The organism is Gilliamella sp. LMG 34360 (assembly GCF_984568995.1).
Genome location: NZ_OZ474900.1, coordinates 1556334 through 1578450, shown reverse-complemented (window position 1 = coordinate 1578450; position 22117 = coordinate 1556334). Strand labels below are relative to the sequence as shown.

The following is a 22117-nucleotide window of genomic DNA, read 5'->3' as shown; positions in this document are numbered from 1 at the left end:
ACTCAAATATCAATATAATCTTCTAATTCAATGGTAAATGGTTCTTCGCTACCATTTTGCTCTTCAATAAAACCTAGCACACTTATTTTTGTATCAATATTGTCATCAGCCACATAGACCACCGGACAAATGATTAATGAACCTTGTTCATCAAGCTTATAGGTTTCCAGCTGATTTTTTGCTGATAATTGACTTGCTTGGTTTGTAAAATCAACTTTCATCTCTAACGTTGAGAGCGAGCCAGCAGAGCTATCACGAGAGGTCGTTGATTTAAAAGTCGTTCCTGTCAAGTTATGACCAATTAGCTCATTTTGATTGCTCTCTTTTTTCTCAACAATCAATGATCCATAATAGCGGATGCAGTCCGGTTTATAATTAGGTAAAATTACATTCAGATAAATATCATGCTTATCGCCATAATCAATAATTAATTTTTTTTGCGATTTTTTGGTTAGAAAAAGTTCGTAACCACGAGAAGCACCATAAAAGCCATGAATGAGCTTTTTAACGCCGTCTTCGGTTAAAGGATAAGGAGATAAATTACCGGTTAGCTCATTTAAACCAAAGTAGCAACGGTCAAACCAACGCTCCATAGACGTTAATGAGGTCAGTTCGCTCATAAATGCACAAAATACCGATAATACAATACAGACAACCGATAATGCGATACCGATACCAGAGCTACCGAAACCCATTGATATAGCTAAAAGAACACCAGATGCAATTTGCCATCCCCCAGAAGAATAAAATCCTGCTTGAGTTTTATTGTAACCAAACCACATTTCTTTTACTCCTTCAAATACTCCCAAAACTCTTGCCGTGTTTGCCAGTTTTTCGACATGGTTAATTAATACTTTCATTACGGTTTTTTCGGATAGTGCCACAGCTTTATTAGTAACGCTTATCATTATTTTACTTTTAAAGTTACCCGCCATCTTTGCAAGCTTATCGACCGAGTTAGTAATAAAAGTTATAGTATTAATCGAGATAGATACGCTAGCAAATATAAGTCCTGCCATTGCTTCACTCCGCTGTTCTTGTGTTAAATTAGTTTTTTGCAGAGTTTTATTATTATCTAGCAATAATTTTGCTTGCCATGCTAATAAAAGGAATTCAAATAGAATTGAGGTGCTACTTGCTGCATAGGCCACTCGTAATTTAGGATTGGAAGGATGATTAACCGGTGCATTACTTAGATGGGGTGAAGGTTCGTTAGCGGTAATAGAGGGTACGCTTTCTTTAATCACATTTCCCATCTCTTGGGCGCCTTCGGTCATAGTATTAGCATGAATTGTAATATCAATATGGTTATTGGTGATTTTATTTATTAGTGTTTTTACGGATGCAAATTGATTTTTTGTGGTATCTGAGGCATATCTTTGCAGGTAGGCTTTCAATTCATTAATACTCTCTTGTGTTCCTCGACCTTTAAATGTTGCGGTTATCAGTCCATCTTTACTGTCAATAATCTCAAAACCACTAAAATTGGAACCATGTTTGGTTTTGAGCTGAGCCTCAAGTTGCTTATATCGCTCTTCCGGTAAGGTTAGACGAAACTCATCGGTAATTAAATCAGGATTCACTGTTTTTGAGTCAGTATTATTTATGACAACATTATTATCAATTACCGTTGCCAGCTTATTCACATCATTGACAGCACGATTGCCTCTATTAGTCCGTTTCACATAATCTTCAATATTTTTAAAACCATCATCATCACAAAATATTGTTAAGGTGATAGTGGTTTTTTTGGTGTCTTCAATGGTGGTTTGCGAAGTAATTGAAACATTTTTATTACTCTCCAAAGCACTTATTTTGCCAGTGTTGATATTAAATGTAATAGTTCTACTTTTAGCATTCGTGTGCCCTGCTTCTGATAACGCTTTTTTTACACCTTGTGCATTAGTGATTTTTTCCAATTGTTTACCAGAACTCTCAGGTTGAATTGCCTGTGATTGTGCTAAAGCCATAATCGGATTAATAAGACAATGTTCAATTAAAAAATTGTTGAGCTCGTTGCCTTTATCCACTAGTGATTTGATATCACCCTCTTTCCAAAAAGAAGGATTTTTTCCTGCAATGACTTTATGAAAATAAGTCTCATCACTGGATAAGAGTTCGTCCCATAATCCCATATCATAATAACTGTTACCTTGTGATATAAATATCTGAATTGAATCATTTAATATATCATTATGGATATCTTGGTTATCATAATTGAACTCCTGCTCCCAAAATTTAACAGTATTAAAACTGGATATTTTTTGCTCAGGAAAAGTAATCTCTTCCTTATTTTCAAATTGATGTTTTCTACCCGAAAAAAAATCAGAGGCAGACAACTTATCACAAAATAACCAGCGACAATAAAGGGCGTAATCTCGACCATTATTCTTTTTAATTTTCTCATACTGTTTTACTTTATCAGCAAAGCGATTGTACTCTTCAAGTTTTAATTGATTATTAAACTTTGCCCAATATTGGTCGAAATCATAATGTGCTTTTTCTGCTTGGGATAAGTCGTAGCGCAGATTACCTGTTTCATCGACAATTTCCAGCGAGCCACCATATTGCCATTTATCACTACTAAAAAGATTTTCTAAACTAGAGACAAAAACGGTACCAGCAGTACTATTTTCATCAAAATATTTTCTCATAGCAATTTTATATTGCTCAATTAAATCATAATTTAATTTTTTATATTGTCCCTCTGGGGTGTGAAGCTCATGATATTCATAAGGAATATCGCTTTTATTATCAATTTTATTATGTAATTTAGCATCCCCTGTATAATTGACTTCGGCTAAGCGTTGAAAATTTAAGTCCTCAACCATACCTAGGGGATCTTCTAAAATAACCGCCCCAACTGGTTTTTTATATTGAGACTTTCGGGCATTGATAAAATTAATAAACGGATCACGTTGTTCACTTTTATCTTGATAATTCGGTAAATAACTCAATTTATCAGTTATATAGGGTATAAATTCTAAAATTTTACCAAAAATATGTTGGCTTGCTAAATCTATGCCTCTTGGGTGGTTATCTGGCGCTTGAATAAATGAAGTTAAATCAATTTTAGTAAACCGAGCTAAATCTTGGCTATTTTTGTAATAATCACGAGTTTGTTTATTCCAAGGGTAACGGCTATAGGCAATCCATAAAAAAGGTTTGTCGCTTAATTCGTCATTGCTAATATCAACCGAGATAAATGAAGCTGGGACATAATGATTGTCAGCTAGACATCGTGTTGGAAAGGTATCCTTGTTATCGATTTCAAGATCTTCTGGGGCTTTTTCCCTTAATATACCGCCCTCTAAAACTTCATAATACCGAATATAGTCTTTTTTATTATCGGTTCCTGCAAGGACATAAACATAGCCTTCTCGTAACACTCTTAATACTTCATTATGATCTTGTAACGGTTCTTGTGGCTCTCGGTCATCAAGAGAGTATTGTGATGAATCGAAGAATGAAAAGAGCTGCGAATATGGTGAAGACCAAACCTTATTTACCGCAGACTTTCTTAAGAGTAAAATCGGATATCCTTCCCTTACACATGCATGCCCATTGTCTGTTAATGATACAATTGCCGATAAGCTAGAAGTATCAACGTTTTGTGTATTTTCACTAACCATAGTTTTTCCTATCCAAATCTATCTATCGAGTAATATTAATTATTATTTTGATTTATACTTGCTTTAATATCATTTTCCAATTGTTCTAAGCGTTTCTTTAGTGAACCTGGTGCTAAAATCGCTGATAAAATATGCGGTGAAATCGTTTCGATAGTAATTAAATCAACCTGATAAATCAGGCAATACAGTGCGTAAACTAATCTATCTTCAAGGTTAGTAAACCCAATATTTTTTGCATCAAGCAATTTTTTAGCGGATAAAAATAGCGCATTAGGTGGTAATGTTTGAATATTATCTTGCCACATTTTGACCAACCCAAAAGTGGCTTTAGGTTCATTTTGATACTGTAATGCATTTTGTAAAAATATCTGACTGGATAAGAGAAAGTCTTTCGTCAGTAAATTATCGGCTGCTTTAATTTGAATTAATTGGCCATAATAATTCATATAAGTATAGCGATGAATAAAATTGAATAATCCTGATAATAAACGTTCAACCGAGAGGCTTTCTTTTAATAATTGCAATCGAATATGTTCATAGAAAGGTAAGAAAGTAGGCTGTTTAGGCGAGAGTAAACGACCTAGCTGTAGACCTAAATCAATCATCTTTTCGGCTAAATTCTGTATATCAAGTTCACTACTTATCCACGCACAAATGTAATGTTTGTAATGGGAGCGCTCTTTTTCGATTCGAGTTATCGTTAAATCCAATAATTCAGGCTCTAATACTTCTCCCGGTTTCGCCAGCAATATAAGATGGGGACAAATAGTAGGTTCATAGGATAAATCAGGGCGTAAGATAACTTTAAGCTCATCGCTAGAAAAGACATCTTTAATATTTTCCAGCGCGAGTGGCTCAACAATTTTAACTGGTTTTAATGGATCTACAAGTAAATAACGGTAACAGTTAGCTTGATCTTCGTTTAAAGCATTTGATAATTGATGTACTAACAAAACTAAAACCTCAACAAACAAATCAATAACAATTATTTATGTGGTTTAGTTTATCTGTTTGACTATTATAATGCAAAGAACATTATCAACTTTTCTGATAATAAAGATGTCTTCAAAAACGTGTTGTTGTCTTTCTAATTTAAGCATGAAACACCTGACATACGCATTGTAAATGAATAAATAATAAACTCATATATAACCAAAATCACATTATAAATCATTGCGTCATAGCTTAGACACTTTTATCCTAATATGGATTGATTTCAGTTGAAGCCAGTTGATAAAAAATAGGAAAAGTAATTCTAATAATTGCTTTGGACATAAAAAACCAGCTTTGGGCTGGTGTATTTTTTGGAATTGGTGTGGATGCCGAATCGAAAAGATCTTTCAATTTTAGTTAGCTTTAGATTTTTAGGTAACATCATATAACATATACTGTTATAGTCAAAACCACTATTTATCAACTCAGACATTCTGTGCCACTAAATATTGCATTAGAACAGGGTGATGCCTTAGTTCTTGTGGTTATATTTATGATACTGGTAAGAGTTTTTTGAAAATTATGTTGGAAGATCTATACTTAATCAATACAGTATGTTAAGTACTTTATAAACCTTGAATAATTGTTAATAACCCTACAAAGTTTTAATATAAGCTTTGTAGGGGAGAATTTATTGATAAGTTTATTTTATTACTATTTTACAATAGTGATTAACTTAAGTTAACAGTTAATACACTTACCTATATTTGAAAAAGGATTTCATAATGTGCAAATACTTCCTTATTATTTTCCTAAAACTGACTATTCCAAATACGCTCACAAGTGGTTATCTTTGGCTGGTAGCCGAGCTATCTCGTTATCTCTACCATTGCGAGAACAAACTTATGAAGGTGATATCGTTTACAATTTTTTCGATAATTTATTACCTGATAATCAAAGTATCCGAGATAGCATTCAGCAACAATTTCAAACTGTAACCAATCAACCATTTGATCTACTATCAAGTATTGGTATGGAATCTAACAGTAAAACCCGCTTTGCTTATGTTCCTAATAAAATATCGACTCTTTTGCTATAGTTTTCGTCTTCATCAAACGTATATTTATTTTTTAATAATACATTTAATTCTTCTTTATCTTTTGTATATTCTAATATCTCATTATTGTTTAGCTCTGTATTAATTTTTAAATCAGATAATCTATTTAACAGGTAATCAGGAATAAAATTATGTTTCAAGCTTATTATTGATAAATTTTGAATAACAGCGACTAAAATCTTATTATTTTTTTTCATGCTAATGGATAGGCTACACTAATTAGTACCAATTTTATAAGGTCATTGTTATGATAAACCAACAATAAAAAAAGGTAACAATAATGACAATCAATTTAACCCGAAGAGAAAAACGCAGCTTTACTAACGAGTTCAAAAAACAGATGGTAATGCTGTATCAAAATGGTAAAAAACGTGCTGATATCGTCGCTCAGTATGACCTCACCAAATCAGCATTAGATAATTGGATAACTCAGTATCAAACCACGGGGTCATTTACCGCTAAAGATAATCGCAGTGCGGAGGAGAACGAGCTTATCGCACTACGCAAAGAGAACAAACGCTTGTTAATGGAGAACATATCCTAAAGCAAGCTGCGTTGATAATGGGGCGAAAATCGAGCTAATTTTACACAATAAGCACCGATACACTTTGCGAGGATTATGTCGTTGCTTAAAAGTAACAAGAAATCGTTTTTATTATCAACGGCAATTGCCCCAACAACCGCAAGATGTTGTGCTCAGTGAAAGAGTCGGTAGAGTCTTTAATGATAATTACCGCGCTTATGGTACAAGGCGCCTGCAGGCAGAACTGAGAAAGCAAGGCATGATTTTATCTCGACGACGAATTGGTCGAATTATGGCAAAAAATGGCTGGGTCTCAAAATACACTTGTAAAAAATATCGTATTCACGTTGGAAAAAGTAATGAATCGAGTGTGGGGAATGAACTTAATCGAGAGTTTGAGATAGGTCAACCACGAAAAATATTGGTGACTGATTTAACCTATGTGAGGGTTAAAGAGCGGTGGCACTACCTTTGTGTGATTGTTGATGTCAGTAATCGAGAGATAGTTGGACGAAGTGCTGGCAGGCATAAAACAGCAGGGTTAGTTATGCAAGCAATCAGTCAAATTCCAATGAATTTACAGTCTATTGAGTTTTTTCACTCAGATAGAGGAAAAGAGTTCGATAATCATCTGATTGATGAGTGTTTAACCGAGTTTAGCATTAAACGTTCATTAAGCCGTAAAGGCTGCCCGTATGATAATGCAGTTGCGGAAGCAACATTTAAAGCGGTGAAAACAGAGTTTGTATCGAATACTATTTTTGATTCACTGGAGCAGCTTAGGTTGGAATTTAATCATCATGTCGATTGGTTTAACTGCAATCGACTTCATTCAACATTAAATTATCAGTCACCGATTGAATACAAAAGAAATCGATGACCTTATCTTTTTGGTACTAAAAAGTGTGGACATACCATAGTTCAGTCTTAAAGCGTATTAATCTTGAAGGTCGAGGCGTTCGCCTAACATCCTCTACTGTTTTAAATCAGCCATCACAGCTTGAACATCAAATACTGTCATAATCATAACCGCTTCTTAATCTGAGCATACTCAGCAAAGGTTAATCTGTTTTGCAAGACTTTGCTGGCAGATTTTAATACACTCTTTCTGCCAGTACGCAAGTCAATGCTAGAAGCAATTAAATCCTGCACCTGTTGACGTAAAGAACGCGCTTTCTTAAAATCTACATCAGGGTACACCCCAAAAGAGATTCGTTTTTGTGTGCCTTCCCAGTAAAAGCGAAACACCCATTGTTTAGTGCCGTTAAACTTAATGTTAAGGTACAAACCTGCGCAGTCTTCTAGGTTATAGGCTTTAGCGGCAGGCTTGGCTCGTCGAATTGATAAATCGGTTAGCAGTGTCATGGTGCTATATCCTCTTGTTCGTTGTTCAAAGTTTTTTTTTCATGTCAAAAACTGTCTAGGAACAAAGAGACTGCACGGTGTAATCACCAAATACTTACTCGACCTAAAACAACGACGAAATAGGAAAAAAGGTAAAATATCCAGTTATACTGCTATCTAAGATAAATATAGCGGTGGACTTAAATATACTTACTTTAAGCGCACAATAATAATCTTTAACGAAGATAAGTTTACAGTAAACACTGCAATTTCAAGAAGTTATGAACTTTAATGGAAGTCTTTATAAGAAGATTTGGAGCGGGAAACGAGGTTCGAACTCGCGACCTCAACCTTGGCAAGGTTGCGCTCTACCAACTGAGCTATTCCCGCAAGAGAAGTGTTTTAAATGGTGCCCGGGGCGAGACTTGAACTCGCACGGCCAAAAAGGCCGAGGGATTTTAAATCCCTTGTGTCTACCGATTTCACCACCCGGGCTTAAAACTTATTACAAAATGTAATTGCGTTTTGATGCTGTGCATTTTACTCATCTAAAAAATATCGTCAACTAAAAATTAAAAATAATTGTTCGATTGCTCAATGTTTGTCATATTTTGCCAAATTATTAATCTTTTCAGGTTTTAATGACGTTTTTTATATCCAAAATAAAGTAAAAATTAAATGGGCATATATTTTTTTAAGTTAAATTGTAATGAGATTATTTACGTCAAATTCGATTATGCTTGGAGATCAGAACATAAAATTATTTAGGATTGCTATATAAAATTATGCTCTAAATGGTTACATTAGCAAAATGCCATTTAATAATAAGGCAATTTTGCTATGAAAAATGGATGATATAAATGAAGAACAGTAGTTTAATTAGACACTAAAAGATGAGCCACAACCACATGTTGTTGTCGCATTCGGATTATCTACCACAAAACGTGATCCTTGTAAGCCTTCAACATAATCAATAGTACCACCGACTAGATATTGCAAACTCATTGGATCAACAACAAGTGAAACGCCATTTTTTTCGATAGCAAGATCATCTTCATTTACTTTTTCATCAAAAGTGAAACCATATTGAAAACCACTACAACCACCGCCAGTGATGTAAACTCGTAATTTGAGGTTTGGATTTTCTTCTTCTGTTACTAATAATTTAACTTTATTAGCGGCAGCATCTGTAAAGTTAATCGGAAAAGCATTACTCATTTTTTTCTCCCAATATTTGATTGAGATATTATATACCTTTGCAGATTGAAAATACAAAATGAAAACTTCTATTAAATAAATTTTTAATAGCTAACTTGAATTTATTTTGATTTTATGAATAAATACAACAAAATTTTTCATAGAGGTCACCTTAATGAAGCTAGATAAATTTAAATCAGAAAAGTTGTATCATCAAGCATTATCTGTAATGCCTGGCGGTGTTAATTCTCCTGTGCGAGCTTTTAATGGTGTTGGTGGTACGCCATTATTTATTGAGCGCGCCAATGGCGCTTATATTTATGATGTTGATGGAAAAGCTTATATTGATTATGTAGGTTCTTGGGGACCCATGATTTTAGGGCATAACGATCCAGATGTAGCCAATGCAGTTATTCATGCGGTTCATAATGGCTTAAGTTATGGTGCTCCAACAGAGATAGAAACCAAAGTTGCTAATCTTGTTACACAGTTAATGCCTTCAATTGAAATGCTACGCATGGTAAATTCGGGTACTGAAGCAACCATGAGTGCAATTCGAGTTGCTCGTGGATTTACCGGACGCGATAAGATTATTAAGTTTGAAGGTTGTTATCATGGGCATGCAGATTATTTATTGGTTAAAGCAGGGTCTGGCGCTCTTACCTTTGGCCATCCCACTTCACCGGGAGTGCCTAATGATTTTGTTAAGCATACGTTAGTGTGTGATTATAATAATTTGGCATCAGTCAAACAACAATTTGAGCAATATCCTAACGATATTGCAGCTATCATTATTGAGCCAGTAGCGGGTAATATGAATTGTGTACCAGCGAAAAAAGAGTTTTTACATGGATTACGAGCATTATGCGATGAATATGAGGCGCTACTAATTATAGATGAAGTAATGACAGGATTTAGAGTCGCGCTGGGCGGAGCTCAAGATTATTATGACATAGTGCCTGATTTAACCTGCTTAGGAAAAATTATTGGTGGTGGCATGCCTGTAGGTGCTTTTGGTGGACGTGCTGACATTATGCAACAATTGGCCCCAACTGGACCAATCTATCAAGCCGGTACATTATCTGGCAACCCGGTTGCGATGGCTGCTGGATACACCACTTTGAATAAGCTGATGGATGTCGGAGTCTATCAAGAATTAACAGATAAAACAGCAGCGCTAGCTGATGGTCTAAAAATAGCGGCCAAAACACATAATGTACCATTAGTAGTCAATTATGCTGGTGCCATGTTTGGACTATTTTTTACAACTGCTGGTGAAGTAAGCAGTTATCAGGACGTTATGCAGTGTAATATTGAATTATTCAAAAAATTCTATCATCATATGCTCGCTGAAGGTGTTTATCTTGCACCATCTGCATTTGAAGCAGGTTTCATGTCGATTAAACACACCGACAGGGAGATCAATCACACAATTGATGCAGCAAATCGTTTTTTTAGTAACTTAAATTTTTAGTTTTTAAATTCTTTATTTTATAACTGAAAAAATGACACTATTTTTTAATACATTACAGAGATAAAAAATTAAACTATTAAAATAGGTAAATATTATATGGTTAATCCACTAAAAGAAGGTGAAAAAGCACCTGAGTTTTCATTACCTGACCAAGATGGAGAGTACATCAGCTTAAAAGATTTCAAAGGTCAACGTGTTTTAATTTATTTTTATCCCAAAGCCATGACACCCGGTTGTACAGTGCAAGCTTGTAATTTACGAGATAGCTCTGACGATTTTGAAAAATATGACGTGGTGATCCTTGGTATTAGTACCGATAAGCCTGAAAAGTTATCCCGATTTGTTGAAAAAGAACTGTTAAATTTTACTTTGCTTTCTGATGAAAATCATGAAGTTGCCCAAGCATTTGGAACTTGGGGCGAAAAGGAATTCATGGGTAAAACCTATGAAGGTATTCATCGAATAAGTTTTTTAATTAACAAAGACGGTATTATTGAAAAAGTCTTTGATAATTTTAAAACAAGTGATCATCATGAAGTTGTTTTAGACTATCTCAAAAATTAATCTAAATAATTTTTAAAGCAGATTAAATTGCTTAATCTGCTTTAATTTCTTTTAAACTATTATTATTTATATCTTCAGGTGTTGGCCAAGCGTTAATAATAGCTTTTACTAATGTTGCCAATGGTATAGCAAAAAATATTCCCCAAAATCCCCATAATCCACCAAATACGATCACAGCGACAATAATAACTAAAGGATGAAGATTCAATTTCTCTGAGAATAAACAAGGTACTAATAAATTCCCATCCAAAGCTTGGATTAAAACATAACAGAAAATTAAATAACTAAATTCAGGACTTATTCCCCACTGAAAGATAGCGATTAAAACCACAGGGATGCTTGAAATAATAATACCAATATATGGAATCAATACCGATAAGCCCACCAAAACAGCAAGTAATAAACCATAATCTAATCCAAAATACCAGAACGGAATATATACGCATACAGCTAATATGATAATGTGTAACACATTACCAACGATATAGTTTGAGATTTGCATATCCATTTCAACGGCAACTTTATCTAAAATTGTACGATTCTTAGGTAATATTTTAGAACAATAGGCCCAGATCTTAGTTTTATCTTTTAATAAAAAGAACATCATTATTGGTACCAAGACAGCGTTAATTGCCACAGATACAAATCCTAATAAAGAAACAATCGAAAATTGCAATAATGAGTTTCCTGTTTGCACAACTCTACTGGTGATACCCTGAATTATGGAATCAAATAACCCAACATCAATTAATTCAGGATAATGTTGAGGTAATGTAGTTAAGAAATTATTAGCAAAATTGAGCATGTTAGGGATATTGGTTATCAAGCTAATACTTTGTTGCCAAATTAGCGGTAGTAAAATCATAAACCCAACAAAAACCACCATAATAAACAGTAATAAAACAATCACAACGGCGAGTGTTCTTGGTAAACCTCGTTTATGTAAAAAATTAACCGGACTATCGAGTAAATAGGACAGTACGATGGCAATTAAGATAGGTAGCAGAATTTTATTGAAAAAATAGATGATAATAAATAAGCCTAAAATAACCGCCATCAATGACACTACATGCGGATCGCTAAAACGCTTTTTATACCATTCCATAAACATTTTTAACATCAAAATTCTCCTATCATGCTGGTTTTTTTTAAATTATACACACTTTGATTGATTATTTTTTAAAACCACCTAATATGCCACGGGTGATTTTTCTACTAATTTGATTAACTACTTGTCTGGTAGCACTTTTAGCTAGTTGTTGGGCAATACCATCATGCTGTCCCCCTTTTGGGCCTTTCGAACCAAAAAATATTGAACTGAAAAAATCAAGCAATCCACCACTATTTTTATTTTGTTGGTTTTCAGCGTCATTATTGAGGTTTTGATTATTTTTATCGGTTTGAGAGTTAGATAAGTTATCTAATGAAAATCCATTTTTTAATATCTCATAAGCAGATTGACGATCTATGGTTGATCGATATTTATTATAATACTGGGAATGTTGAATAATTGCCGATTGATTTTCTGGAGACATCGCACCCATTTTCGATTCTGGCGCAATCACAAAACCACGTTCGACCATATTTGGTCGGCCTTTTTCATCTAAAAATGAAATTAAAGCTTCACCAACACCTAATTCCATTATCGCTTTTTCAGTATCAAAACTTGGATTAGCACGCATTGTTTGCGCAGCCGTTTTAACCGCTTTTTGATCTTTCGGTGTAAAAGCTCGCAAGGCATGCTGAACACGATTACCTAATTGCCCGAGAACAGTATCCGGTATATCTGTCGGATTTTGCGAAGCAAAATAAATACCCACGCCTTTGGAACGAATTAAGCGTACTACTTGTTCAATTTTTTCTAATAATGCTGGCGAAATATCATTAAACAATAAATGAGCCTCATCAAAAAAGAACACCAATTTTGGTTTATCTGGATCGCCTATTTCTGGTAAATGCTCAAAAAGTTCGGATAACAACCATAAAAGGAAGACAGAATATAATTTAGGTGAATTGTATAATCTCTGTGCAGATAAAATATTGATAATTCCACGTCCTTCTGCATTTACCTGCATTAAATCTTGAATATCAAGCATTGGTTCGCCAAGAAAAAACTCCGCACCTTGTTGTTCAAGTGTTAACAATCCACGTTGAATCGCCCCTATTGACGATAAAGAAATATTACCGTATTGAGTGGTAAACTGTTTGGCGTTATCGCCTACAAATTGAATTAATGATCGCAGATCTTTGAAATCGAGTAATAATAAACCATTATCATCAGCAATTTTAAAAACTAATTGTAATACACCAGACTGTATATCATTTAGATTGAGTAACCGAGCAAGTAAAATTGGCCCTATATCTGATACAGTACTACGAACAGGGACCCCTTTTTCAGCAAATACATCCCATAATTCAATGGGTGATGCATCAGGCTGCCAATTAAAAACTTCTATATTGTCTAAACGTGTTTTTAATTTTTCTGTTAAAACAGCCTTTTCGCCAAGACCTGTTAGATCGCCTTTAACATCAGCAAGAAAAACCGGCACGCCTATTTGCGAAAATCCTTCAGCCATTTTTTGTAATGTGACTGTTTTACCAGTACCTGTTGCGCCAGTAATTAAACCATGACGATTAGCTAATGCTGCAACGATGGATAAATCTTTGCCATGGCTTTTGGCGATGATGATCGATTCACTCATGGATTAACCTCTTGTAAAATTGTTATTTAATATTTGATGTTATAAAAACAATTGGCCAATTTTGTCAATTAAATGCTTTTTACTGTTAAAGTTTTAAATAATATTGTATTCTGAATTAGCAGTAACCGCTATTTTTATTATCCATCTAGCCAATATAAGGAGCCGTTATGTTTCCAGAATATCGAGAATTAATCTCTAAATTAAAAAATAACGATTTACGTTTTCAAAAACTGTTCGATTTACACAATGAACTTGATCAAAAAATTAAAAATATTGAGTCTGGAATTACTGTTGATACTAGCGAAACGATAGATGCATTGAAAAAGCAAAAATTAAAGCTGAAAGATGAAATTTATGATATTTTAAGAAAAACCAATGATAACCATTTAAAATTATAATTAATTAGATAGTGATTATAAATTGATAAATAGATGTGAAAATTAGTGTGTAATAAAAAACCCCAATTAATGGGGTTTTTTATTTTATATCAACTTAAATAGTTACACCAACGATTTTATTACAATGTTGGTGATTAAGCTTTTTATTTTTTAGCTAATTGTTGTTGAGCCTTTTTTTGTTTACGGCTTTTAATTAGTACAATTAAGTTTTTATGTGGTGTCTTCATGTGTTATTTCCTTTTTGTTGTAATTGTATGATTCACAAGATATTTTTAATAAATATAATTTCAAGATACAGTTTTACTATATAAGTGAAATTGACATCACCTATATAGTCATCAATGAAGCTAGAACCATTGCCCAAAACGTTTGATATAGATGCGTTTCATTAATTGAGCAACACAGCAATAGCTAAATAGAGTTACTAATAGCCATGGGAAATATGACCAAGGTAATGGTTGCAATCCAATTAATCCACCTAATGGTGAAAACGGAATATAAATACCCACTGCCATAATTAGCATGGTCATTACAATAACTGGGAATGCAGCTGTACTTTGCACAAATGGAATTTTTTGTGTTCTAAGCATGTGCACAACCAGCGTTTGTGATAACAATCCTTCAATGAACCAACCAGAATGGAACAGTGATTGCGCTTCAATACTATTAGCACCAAATATAAACCACATTAGTGCATACGTTGTGATATCAAAAATGGACGATGTTGGCCCGATCCAAATCATAAAACGTCCAATATTTCGTGCATCCCATTTACGTGGTTTTTGTAAAAACTCTTCATCCATCTTATCCCACGGTAAGGAGAGTTGTGAAATATCATACAGCAAGTTTTGAATAAGTAAATGTATTGCTAGCATAGGTAAAAACGGTAAAAAAGCACTAGCAACTAATACTGAGAATATATTACCAAAGTTAGAACTTGCCGTCATATTGAGATATTTCATGATATTACCGAAAGTTTCACGGCCACAAATAACACCTTCTTCTAATACCATTAGGCTTTTTTCCAAAAGGATAATATCTGCCGATTCTTTAGCAATATCTGTCGCGGTATCAACTGAGATCCCCACATCAGCATCACGTAATGCAGGTGCATCATTAATACCATCACCTAGAAAACCAACGGTATGACCATTTTCTTGCAATAAACGAATTATTCGTGATTTTTGCAATGGTGTTAATTTAGCAAAAATAGTACGTTGTTCAATCTGTACTTTTAGCGCTGCATCATCCATTGTTTCAATTTCAGTTCCAAGTAAAGGAATACCGGGTTCTAAACCTACTTCACGGCAGACTTTAATGGTGATTATTTCATTATCACCTGTTAACACTTTAACGCCAACCCCATGTTCGTTTAATGCTGAAATAGCCTCATAAGCGCTCTCTTTGGGCGGATCTAAGAAAGTTAAAAATCCACGAATCGCTAAAGCTTTTTCGTCTTGAACATTGTATTGAGTTTTAGTCTGGGCAACAGGAATGTCTTTTATACCAACGGCTAATACTCTAAAACCATCTTTGTTATAGTTATGCGCCAATTCAATCAATGCTTTCTTACGGTTTTCGTCTAATGGCAAATATTCTCCGTTTTCATAGACAAAATCCGAAATTGATAGCATTTCTTCAACGGCACCTTTACAGATCATTAAATGATTATCATCATTGCCTTGAACAACAACTGATAAGCGACGACGAACAAAATCAAAAGGTAATTCATCAATTTTTTTATAAAAACCAATACCTACTTTTTTAACACTGGTCTTTTCTTCTGCAAAACGGATGATGGCTTTATCCATCAAGTTTTTCATTCCACTTTGATAGTAACTGTTAAGCCATGCTAGTTGTAATACAGATGCATCAATTTGCCCATTAATATCTAAATGATGTTCTAAAATGATTTTATCTTGAGTCAATGTACCCGTTTTATCAGTACATAAAATATCCATTGCACCAAAGTTTTGAATAGCGTTCAAACGTTTCACAACAACTTTGCGCTTTGCCATTCCTACAGCACCTTTGGCAAGATTTGCACTCACGATCATTGGTAACATTTCAGGTGTTAAACCAACCGCAACCGCTAAAGCAAATAATGCTGCTTCTCCCCAATCGCCTTTAGTGAATCCATTTATTAATAAAACAATAGGAACCATGACTAACATAAAGCGAATCAATAACCAACTTACGCTGTTTACGCCACGATCGAATGAAGTTTCGGCTCTTGATCCTACTATCGATTTTGCTAACGAACCAAAATGGGTATCTGCACCTGTCGCAACCACAATAGCAGTTGCAGTTCCACTCACTACATTGGTACCCATAAAACAGACATTATTCACATCCAGCACATTATCTTTATCGATATCGGCAGCATCAACATTATCACTGTTTTTTTGAGTTACAGCACCTAATGTGTCATATTTTTCAACCGGAATTGATTCCCCTGTTAATACTGCTTGGCTAACAAATAAGTCTCGTGATTCAATCAAACGAATATCGGCCGGGATCATATCGCCTGCTGACAAATAAACAATATCGCCTGGTACAATTTCACTTAATGGTATTTCAATGCGTTCTGGGCTCATATCTTTATGTGCTCGACGCAATACCGTTGCAGTGGTTCGGATCATAGATTTTAAGGCTTCGGCAGCCTTGTTTGATCTAAATTCCTGCCAAAAACGTAATATCCCACTCAGTGTCACCATAGTGAGGATAATGATAACACCAGTCAAATCGGTCTCGTCACCATCTTGTAGTGGTAACCAGTAATCAGTAACAAAACTAACTATCGCTAATGTCAACAATACAAATATAAATGGATTTTTAAAAGCTAATAGTAATTGGACAAAAGCAGAAGGTACTTTTTCACGAGCGACTTCATTTTTTCCATATTGTTCCAATCTTGATTTTGCGCTTTCTTGAGTTAATCCAGAAAGACTTGATTGGAAATTAGATAAAATGTTATCAAGACTGTTTTGAGCCTCTTTAAGGGCTTTTATGTTTGAAGTATTTTCTGTCTTTACTTTAGATGTTTTTTTAGTCATAGTCTGTACCTATCCATACTTTTTAGACAAAAGGAACCTATTCCTAAGTTAAATCATAACTAGGCATATATCAGTTCTTATTGGCTAAAATCTAAACGCAAAGCAATAACTAGCCATTCAAGCTAATGCTTGGCATAAAATAAAATTTTAGAGAATTAAAATTAGTTAAGAGTTAGATACAACTTGGTGGCTCTAAATGCTTGTCTGTAAGATATAATACCCTTAGAAGCACTTTAAGAGCGCAATGATGTTTTGAATTTGAGTGATAGCATGTAGAAAACTGCATATCGTTCACCGTTACCGTTTTTATCAATTTCGGCTCGTGAACTGAAAAAATAACTATTTAGACAGGTTCATTAACCGACAATGATGTGTTTGAATTTATCTCCCCACTGTTTGGGGTGACCCGATTGAGTGTCCATATTTCTCCTGTAAATTGAACTCTACCCTTTGGATTTCAACTTTTCTTCACCCTCATTTTTAAACCGCTTTGATAGTTAAAAAAGAAAGAAAAGCTCCAAGGTGGGCAAGTTATACGCTTTTCACAAAAGTAAGTCAACCCGTTATCAAAAAAATATTTCGAGTTCGCTTAAAAACAGCACGTAAAACGGCTTGAAAATTAAAATTAGCATAGAATTAATACACGTTTTACCCGATATCAGATATAATTGTACAATGATTAATTAATGCGGATTATTGAAATGGAAATCTCAGAATTACTCCATGACAATTGGTTCAATTTGGTTATTATATTCACACTTTCTTGTGTTGCTTTTATATGCAAAAGGCCAAGATCCAGTAAATACTTCGACAACCTCATCAAATATGCCGATATTTTAGAAAAAACATCTCAACCAAAGTATCAACGTGACTACTTAAGTAATATCAAAAAAAAATTACTTTGGGATAAAATCTGTTTTTATAAATCAGGTGATATTGAAAAAGAGAATATTGCTATGTCACTTGTTAATGCCGACGTAAATAATATTATTGATCTGACACAATTAAATTTATTAACCCAATATTTTACTATTCAAAAAAATCGCTTAATACCACTAGCATTTTACTCAATTAAAGAAGTTGTACTTAGCGGTATCATATTAATTTTTGCACTTATCTTATTACTATTTAATATTAATAGAATCTTTAGTTCACCTTGGATTGTCAATATTATCATTTCGATTTTGACTATTTTTATCATTTTGTTTATTACATATCGTTTTGCACTCGATCCAATCAAACGATTGAAAACCTATTTGGTCATTTTAAAAAATGAAACTTTTTTACAAAGAGCAAACAATGAACTGGCTAAAATTATTGAAGAAAGAGACGCAAACAGCCGTACGTTGGAATAATCGATAAAATAAAAATTGATCAATAAATCGATTGATAACCAAGTGATATAAATAAACAGGATAAACGCTATTTTCAATGATGCGATTCATCCTGTTTTTTTAATATGAGGGTTAAGAATGAATATTCAACCGTGCATTTTTCATTTGATCAATTAAATTTGATAATGATGAATTAAGTTGATACATGAATTGTTGGTATGAAAAGGATTTCTTACTAATTTCATCTAACTGTAATTCCCAATGTGCTGTCATATCTGGCATAGACATAATATCTGGCAATGATAAAATTAGATTTTGTCCGATTTGTGTAGAGCGTATTGATTTTCCTTGTCGAATTAAAAATTGCCTTTTAAATAACAACTCAATAATACCTGCACGCGTTGCTTCCGTACCTAAGCCATCTGTTTCACGTAGGATTTTTTTAATTTCAGGATCTTTTACAAAGCGAGCTATCCCCGTCAAAGCTGCTAATAACGTAGCGTCAGTAAATGGTCTTGGCGGCTGAGTTTCTTTACTAAGCAATTCAGTATCAATGCATTGGACAGATTCCCCTTTTTTAATGAGCTTAGTCAATAAACCATTGTTGTTATCATCAGCATCGCTATCGATTTGAGTGTTTTTATTTCTGAATAAAACTTTCCAACCTTCATCAAGCATTTGATTGGTTTTTGATATAAATTTCCCTCCTTGAATTTCAACATCAATTTGTAATTCAGAATATTTATAGGCGGGATAAAATTGGGCTAGATATTGGGTTGCTACAACTTGATAAACAGCCCGCTCATTATTGGACAAACTGTCCATTTTGGCTTTACGTAAGGTAGGAATAATGGCATGATGCGCTTCCACCTTTTTATCATTCCATGCTTTGGAACGCAATGAAAAATCAGCATTATCAATTGCTGTTTGCAAAGCTGAACAATTGTTTTCAATGGCTGATTTTATGCCATTAATTTGCTTTAAATGCTCTTCAGGCAGAAAACGACAATCTGAACGGGGGTAAGTAATTAACTTATGTTTTTCGTATAATGACTGACAAATATCAAGCACTTCTTGCGCACTTAACCCATTTTTTTTCGCCATTTCAATTTGTAAAGAAGACAGGTTAAATGGCATTGGTGGAGCAAGCTCTTTCTTTTTATTGCTTACTTTATCAATTATACCGGATTTATCTTTAATCCGTTGGCAAACATTTTCAGCTAATGCTTTAACGAGTACTCGACCTTCTTCATCTTGATAAGGTTCGCAAGCTTCACTCGGTTGCCATTTAGCTTTAAATGTTTCATTATTTTTGGTTTGCAAAATAGCAAACACTTCATAGAACGGTTTAGGTACAAATTGAGCTATCTCTAAATCGCGTCTTACCACTAATCCTAAAATAGGCGTTTGCACTCGACCAATAGACAGCACGCCACGATAACCGTTTCTTTGCCCTACCAATGTACAAACTCGGCTCATATTCATGCCGTAAAGCCAGTCAGCCCGAGCTCTAGCTAATGCAGAAGTCGATAAAGGGACATAATCTTGATTACTTCGCAACTGTTCAAGAGATTTTTGAACTGCACTAGCATTTAAATCACTAATTAAGCAACGTTGGATGGTTTTGCGTTTTTCGGGTGTAAGCTGGCAATAATTTAACACTTCATCTACTAATAATTGTCCTTCTCTATCGGGGTCACCCGCATGCACAATCAGATCGGCAGATTTAATCAAATCGACCAAAATATTTAATTGCTTTTCGGTATTTCCTTTAGGGATTAATATCCACTTTTCAGGCACGATAGGCAAATCATCTAAAGACCATTTTTTAAATCGTTCATCATAGACTTCAGGGGTCGCTTGTTCTAATAAATGCCCAATACACCAGCTAACCACATCACCATTACTGGCTCGGATAAAACCATTCCCTTTTTGGTGAGGTTTGGGCAATACATCCGCGATAGCCCTAGCTAAGCTGGGCTTTTCGGCAATAAATAAACGAAAAGACTGATTAGTTTGCATAATAATAAGTATTAATCATAAATTCCAAACGACATAAGCATTATTGAGTTTATTTTAAGATATAACCTAAATTAGTGAATTTCTTTAAAGATTCCCGATTATGTCTATCCCAATTTGGTGATACTTGACATTCCAAACAGGCTAAAAGTAAATTTGCAGAACAAGTCAATGTAAGTCCCTTTTCTCTTTCTTTTGCTAAAGTATAAAGTATCTACTTCAATACTATCATTATATACTAAATAAGATAATGCTTTAGAAAAAATAACATTATATTTTAAAACAATAAATCCTAAACCTATTTCTACAAATTCAAAATATGAATTAAAATTGTTACATAAGTTTTTAGCCCATTCAAGTTTGAAAATTTCCTGATAACCATTTTAATCAATAGATTGTAATTGATAATCTTTGGGTAATTTTGAAACAATTAATGTCAGCTTGTAATGTCCAAATAATGGATTTGAATCGAAACTATAATGCATTATTTTATCATAATTTTTTAGTATGGATTCTCTATTAAAATTTGCCATTCTTTATAAATAAGAACAGAATGGCACAATCATTACTATATTTTTGAAATATTGCAAAGGAAATTCTGATTAAGTTGGTCTACTAGAAAAAGAAACAAATAATATTAATCATAACTGAACTTGGTTACAATAGATTATCTGTATAAGCAGATCCAATATATTTTTTACAATAACCATGAATGAATGTTTGAGTCGCACTTTCAAATAACGACTTAACACCATTGTTATTAAAAAATTTATAAAAATTGATTAAAACTTCAGAGATTTAAAAAATCACTTCAGCTACCACCATTTTTTGAGCTTAAGCCATATTACTGAAACAATACTAATAGCAATAAGCACTAAAATTAAACCCACAAATGACCATTCATTTTCATTAAAAGGGATACCTGCCAAATTAACACCCAGTAAGCTGGTTATGAAAGTAATTGGCGTAAATATAATGGTGAACAGTGACATTAAATAAATACGTTTATTCGTCGATTCAGCCAGAATGCTATTAATTTGCTCCATAACTGAACCAATTCTTATTAAACAACTATCAATTTCAGAAACATAGTGATTTTGTTGATTTGAAATATCATGCAATCGTTGGCGATCATTATCATCAATCCAAGATATTCGTTCTGTTGAAATTTTTACAAAGATATCACGTTGTGGTGAAAGTAGACGACGTAATATGAAAAGTTGTTTACGAACTCTTCCTATTTCTTTATGCGAAAAAATTCGCTGATTTAAGAGTAAATCTTCTAATTTAATAATTTTATTGTGGACACCATCAAATGATAAATTAACTTGATCACAGATTAATTCAGAAAGCTGAATTAACCAGTCAGCAACATCAACAGGACCAATTCCTTTTTCTAAATTTTGTTTTAATTTAATAATAGCATCTATTTTTTGATGTCTGGTTGAGATTATTAAATTATCGGTAATATAAAAACGAAAAGTGACGATAGGATCGGGCAGTTCATTTGGGGTAAAATTAACACCCTTTAGTACGACTAAAATCCCTGCATCACAACGTATTTCTTTTGGAAATTGATTAGGTTTTATCAACTCATTTTTGACAAGATCAGGAATCAAATTTGTTTGATTAATCCAATTGATTGTTTCACTTTTAGCAAAATCAAGATGTATCCAATAAGGTTGGGGCTTTGAAGCTTCTGTTTTGTCATTCAAAGAATTGGCTTTGCCCTTTCCATCCAATTGGCAACTAAAAACAGGTTGTGCTGCAAGTAGATCTGAAACCAGAATAGAACTATTACTATTTTCGTTAATCATCATCAGC

The 22117-nt window shown here is 33.7% G+C and carries 16 protein-coding genes, 2 tRNA genes and 2 pseudogenes; 6 read left to right on the top strand and 14 right to left on the bottom strand.

The features are described 5' to 3' along the window. Positions 1–2: 2 nt before the first annotated feature. Together AC5LW9_RS07020 and AC5LW9_RS07015 are read right to left on the bottom strand one after the other, a co-directional pair. A complete protein-coding gene (locus AC5LW9_RS07020; protein ID WP_493455497.1) occupies positions 3–3632 on the bottom strand; it encodes a toxin VasX in 3630 nt (1209 codons plus the stop codon). A 35-nt stretch (positions 3633–3667) separates the two neighbouring features. Next, positions 3668–4585 carry a hypothetical protein gene (locus tag AC5LW9_RS07015; protein ID WP_493455496.1) on the bottom strand — a complete coding sequence of 306 codons (918 nt, stop codon included), beginning with the start codon at positions 4583–4585 and terminating at the stop codon, positions 3668–3670. Positions 4586–5394: 809 nt separating this feature from the next. On the opposite strand from AC5LW9_RS07015, the pseudogene AC5LW9_RS07010 reads away from it, so the two are divergent. Further along, positions 5395–5604 (top strand): annotated as a pseudogene (locus AC5LW9_RS07010) (HipA N-terminal domain-containing protein); the annotation flags it as partial. 23 nt (positions 5605–5627) lie between these two features. On the opposite strand, the gene AC5LW9_RS07005 reads toward AC5LW9_RS07010, so the two are convergent. Beyond that, entirely contained in the window at positions 5628–5879 is a 252-nt protein-coding gene (locus AC5LW9_RS07005; protein WP_198236981.1) for a hypothetical protein, read from the bottom strand. 83 nt (positions 5880–5962) lie between these two features. Here AC5LW9_RS07005 and AC5LW9_RS07000 point away from each other — a divergent pair. Then, positions 5963–7085 (top strand): IS3 family transposase gene (locus tag AC5LW9_RS07000; protein WP_493455495.1). Its coding sequence is split into 2 segments (ribosomal slippage): positions 5963–6219 and positions 6218–7085, totalling 1125 coding nucleotides; the frame shifts between segments, so codons are not numbered across the junction. A 143-nt stretch (positions 7086–7228) separates the two neighbouring features. On the opposite strand, the gene AC5LW9_RS06995 is transcribed toward AC5LW9_RS07000, so the two are convergent. From AC5LW9_RS06995 to erpA, 4 genes are all read right to left on the bottom strand, one after another. Continuing rightward, entirely contained in the window at positions 7229–7570 is a 342-nt protein-coding gene (locus AC5LW9_RS06995; RefSeq protein WP_493455494.1) for an Arm DNA-binding domain-containing protein, read from the bottom strand. Between the two features lie 293 nt (positions 7571–7863). After that, positions 7864–7939: transfer RNA gene (locus AC5LW9_RS06990), tRNA-Gly, on the bottom strand. Positions 7940–7956: 17 nt separating this feature from the next. After that, positions 7957–8044, bottom strand: a tRNA-Leu gene (locus tag AC5LW9_RS06985). Between the two features lie 384 nt (positions 8045–8428). Further along, a complete protein-coding gene (gene erpA / locus AC5LW9_RS06980) occupies positions 8429–8767 on the bottom strand; it encodes an iron-sulfur cluster insertion protein ErpA (RefSeq protein ID WP_025315260.1) in 339 nt (112 codons plus the stop codon). 154 nt (positions 8768–8921) lie between these two features. Here erpA and hemL point away from each other — a divergent pair, with 154 nt between their 5' ends. Beyond that, the gene (gene hemL, locus AC5LW9_RS06975; protein WP_493455493.1) at positions 8922–10220 is read left to right on the top strand and encodes a glutamate-1-semialdehyde 2,1-aminomutase; all 1299 of its coding nucleotides are present in this window, start codon (positions 8922–8924) and stop codon (positions 10218–10220) included. Positions 10221–10316: 96 nt separating this feature from the next. After that, complete coding sequence (gene bcp / locus AC5LW9_RS06970; protein WP_039127832.1) at positions 10317–10784, top strand: thioredoxin-dependent thiol peroxidase; 468 nt, start codon at positions 10317–10319, stop codon at positions 10782–10784. A gap of 31 nt (positions 10785–10815) precedes the next feature. Here bcp and AC5LW9_RS06965 read toward each other — a convergent pair whose 3' ends face one another. Together AC5LW9_RS06965 and AC5LW9_RS06960 are read right to left on the bottom strand one after the other, a co-directional pair. Beyond that, the gene (locus tag AC5LW9_RS06965; protein ID WP_086327455.1) at positions 10816–11904 is read right to left on the bottom strand and encodes an AI-2E family transporter; all 1089 of its coding nucleotides are present in this window, start codon (positions 11902–11904) and stop codon (positions 10816–10818) included. A 52-nt stretch (positions 11905–11956) separates the two neighbouring features. Continuing rightward, complete coding sequence (locus tag AC5LW9_RS06960; RefSeq protein WP_039127838.1) at positions 11957–13486, bottom strand: helicase HerA-like C-terminal domain-containing protein; 1530 nt, start codon at positions 13484–13486, stop codon at positions 11957–11959. A gap of 167 nt (positions 13487–13653) precedes the next feature. Between AC5LW9_RS06960 and AC5LW9_RS06955 the strand changes: the two genes are divergently transcribed. Then, positions 13654–13884, top strand: a complete 231-nt coding sequence (locus AC5LW9_RS06955) for an HP1242/YdcH family protein (protein ID WP_039127841.1) — start codon at positions 13654–13656, stop codon at positions 13882–13884. Positions 13885–14231: 347 nt separating this feature from the next. On the opposite strand, the gene mgtA is transcribed toward AC5LW9_RS06955, so the two are convergent. Then, positions 14232–16940, bottom strand: coding sequence for a magnesium-translocating P-type ATPase (gene mgtA / locus AC5LW9_RS06950; RefSeq protein ID WP_493455492.1), 2709 nt, complete (start codon positions 16938–16940; stop codon positions 14232–14234). A 701-nt stretch (positions 16941–17641) separates the two neighbouring features. Between mgtA and AC5LW9_RS06945 the strand changes: the two genes are divergently transcribed. Continuing rightward, entirely contained in the window at positions 17642–18295 is a 654-nt protein-coding gene (locus AC5LW9_RS06945; RefSeq protein WP_198227760.1) for a hypothetical protein, read from the top strand. A gap of 111 nt (positions 18296–18406) precedes the next feature. Here the strand turns inward: AC5LW9_RS06945 and AC5LW9_RS06940 are convergent, their stop codons facing one another. The 4 genes and pseudogenes from AC5LW9_RS06940 to zntB all read right to left on the bottom strand — a co-directional run bounded on the left by AC5LW9_RS06940 (position 18407) and on the right by zntB (position 22110). Further along, positions 18407–20296 carry a DNA topoisomerase III gene (locus AC5LW9_RS06940; RefSeq protein ID WP_198227762.1) on the bottom strand — a complete coding sequence of 630 codons (1890 nt, stop codon included), beginning with the start codon at positions 20294–20296 and terminating at the stop codon, positions 18407–18409. Positions 20297–20345: 49 nt separating this feature from the next. Next, complete coding sequence (locus tag AC5LW9_RS06935; protein WP_493455491.1) at positions 20346–20465, bottom strand: GNAT family N-acetyltransferase; 120 nt, start codon at positions 20463–20465, stop codon at positions 20346–20348. A gap of 49 nt (positions 20466–20514) precedes the next feature. After that, a pseudogene (locus AC5LW9_RS06930) lies at positions 20515–20661 on the bottom strand (GNAT family N-acetyltransferase); the annotation flags it as partial. A gap of 447 nt (positions 20662–21108) precedes the next feature. After that, positions 21109–22110 (bottom strand): zinc transporter ZntB, encoded by a 1002-nt coding sequence (gene zntB / locus AC5LW9_RS06925; protein WP_493455490.1) that lies wholly within the window; start codon positions 22108–22110, stop codon positions 21109–21111. Positions 22111–22117: the final 7 nt, after the last annotated feature.